The 2,261-nt window shown below is 45.9% G+C and carries 3 protein-coding genes; 2 read left to right on the plus strand and 1 reads right to left on the minus strand.

The window, feature by feature from the left end; genetic code table 11:
• The first annotated feature begins 19 nt into the window (after window positions 1-19).
• Window positions 20-670 (plus strand): hypothetical protein, encoded by a 651-nt coding sequence (locus RMO35_RS11015; RefSeq protein WP_309741157.1) that lies wholly within the window; start codon window positions 20-22, stop codon window positions 668-670.
• A 225-nt stretch (window positions 671-895) separates the two neighbouring features.
• Here the strand turns inward: RMO35_RS11015 and RMO35_RS11020 are convergent, their stop codons facing one another.
• Entirely contained in the window at window positions 896-1,477 is a 582-nt protein-coding gene (locus RMO35_RS11020; protein WP_309741158.1) for a phycobiliprotein lyase, read from the minus strand.
• A 104-nt stretch (window positions 1,478-1,581) separates the two neighbouring features.
• Between RMO35_RS11020 and RMO35_RS11025 the strand changes: the two genes are divergently transcribed.
• Window positions 1,582-2,261, plus strand: a 680-nt coding sequence (locus RMO35_RS11025) for a pentapeptide repeat-containing protein (RefSeq protein WP_309741159.1), incomplete at its 3' end; no start/stop codon positions are given.

The following is a 2,261-nucleotide window of genomic DNA, read 5'->3' on the forward strand; positions in this document are numbered from 1 at the left end:
TCGGGTTCCGAATTAATATATGCTGCTCCAACACCTCCAACCATTTCAAGTAGATCCCACTCGGGTCGATCGTCATGAGATTGCAACTTTAGTAAATCGAGTTAGTATCAATAGTAAAATTAGCGAGATTCAAGGTACCCTAGATCTGAATATTTCCTTGTGCGCTTATTTACTAAAATCTTATATTGATTATCAAGAAATTTATTTTTTATCAACTAATCTAATCTTAGACAAAAATAATCGTCCCGATTACATCTGCGGTTGCTATCATCAAACTAAAGGTGTAAGCTGGTATGCGATCGTGCTAGCTGGCCCTCAAGAGCAGACATGGGACGATAGTTTACAATTGACGAAGACAGCAAAAGTCTCATTCGATCGATTGAATTATTGCATGAGTAATTTAGCTAAAATTTTAGTAGCAAATAAACTGAATGAATCTGTCGAGCCTAATAACGTGCACGGCTTATTAATCATCGGTCAAGATCGAGAATTTTTTCACAATCCCCAAAAACAAAACCGCAAACGCGAACTCAATCACAAGTCAGCGATTAAATTACGGACTTACGGGGCTTTCTTGCGAAAATTCGATCGCGAACGCAATAAAAATTGGTTGAATATGCCAGTCAGCACTCTGGTAGATCGACTGAGGGCTAGGATTGATAGTATGTAGATAGAGGGTAGAGGGTAGATGAGGAGACGGGGAGACGGGGAGATGAAGAATTGCTCCATTACCTCTTACCTTTTACCTCTTACCTTTTACCTTCAAACAATCACGCACAAACTGGCGATCGAATACATTTAAAACTTATCGAATTAGAGCGACTATGTATTGGTGGGCAGTGCCCACTCTACAAAATTAGAATCTGTTTCCTAAGTCCACAAATTGCCATGAAAATTAGGCTCTAGCTAAATTGAGATCGATCATTTGCTGAAGAGTATTATCCTCGATACAGCGGCGCTCCGAGCAGTAGGTAGTTAGGTTTACGCCATTCATCATTCTGACACTACTGACGCGCACCCGAAAATCGTCAGTGATAAACCAGCACCGTTCTTGCCCTTGATTGTTATCATATTCAGTCTCGATCGTCAAAATCCCATCTTGCCCAAACCAATACCGCGAGATCACCGGAATCTTTTCAACATAGCCGCGATCGCGAATCAATTTACCCGATCGTTTGGTATCATCATCGGGGACATCAATTAACACCGCGCCATAATCGGCATTTGGCGGTGCTTCATCGAGATTGGCTTGCCACATAAATAGTCCCCCACCCATCGCCCGTGCGGGATCGATTGATTGTTGCTCGCAGATCGCTGCTACTTTAGGATCGGTTTGCTCGACAACGCGCACGATCAAATTTGACTCGCCTGACTCATCCTCTACCAAATCGAAATGATGTACCGCCCGCAGCGTCAGCCAAGTCCCCTCGCTCTTGCGAAAGAAGTCCATCATCGTCATCGGTGCAATTAGTGACATGGGTAGATTAATGACTGGTGATTGGTGAATGTTAGTGGACGACGATTGCTTAAACCGACCGTTCCACTATAGAGTTTATTAATAACGAGTTAGATAAAGCAACCTTGAACGATTCTGCGATCGCCTTATCAGAAATTTTAGCAGCCATCCATGCCGGAAAGTCGCTCGATCGATTCGATCTGTATCGATTTGATTTTAGCGGTGCCAAGCTAGCGGGTGCCAACTTGCACGGGTTAAACTCGATCGGTGCTAATTTTAGCGGCGCTAATCTCAGTGGTGCCGATCTCAGTGGTGCCGACTTGCGAGGAGTAAATCTTACCGATGCCAATCTCAGCGGTGCCAATCTCGAAAAAGCTTATCTCAATCGCGCTCAACTCTACAGTACCAATCTCACTGACGCAAATCTCACAGGCACGAAATTACAAGTTGCCCGCTACGACGATCGTACCATCTGGAGCGCCGGATTTGCCTACAAATCATCCGGCGCGATCGGACCTGGTGCCGCTCTCAACGGAGCCTATCTCAATACCGCCAACCTCCGCCATGCCGATCTGCGCGGTGCAAATCTGTTGGGTAGCTACCTCAGCGGTGCCGACTTGACAGGTGCCAATCTCCAAGAAGCCAGATTGAGCGGTGCGACACTACAAAGAGCCTTCCTGACAGGTGCATCCCTCCGCAACGCTGGTTTAAATGGCGTCAATCTCGAAGGTACCGATCTCCGCGCTGCCGATCTTACTGGCGTCGAAATGGAGCATTTAACCAGCATTGCCGGGGCAGATTTCAG

Source organism: Chamaesiphon sp. OTE_20_metabat_361, from assembly GCF_031364565.1.

Bases quoted from the DNA above. Each gene is read 5' to 3' on its own strand.
- RMO35_RS11015 (WP_309741157.1), top strand. From the start codon at position 20: ATGCTGCTCCAACACCTCCAACCATTTCAAGTAGATCCCACTCGGGTC.
- RMO35_RS11020 (WP_309741158.1), bottom strand. From the start codon at position 1,477: ATGTCACTAATTGCACCGATGACGATGATGGACTTCTTTCGCAAGAGC.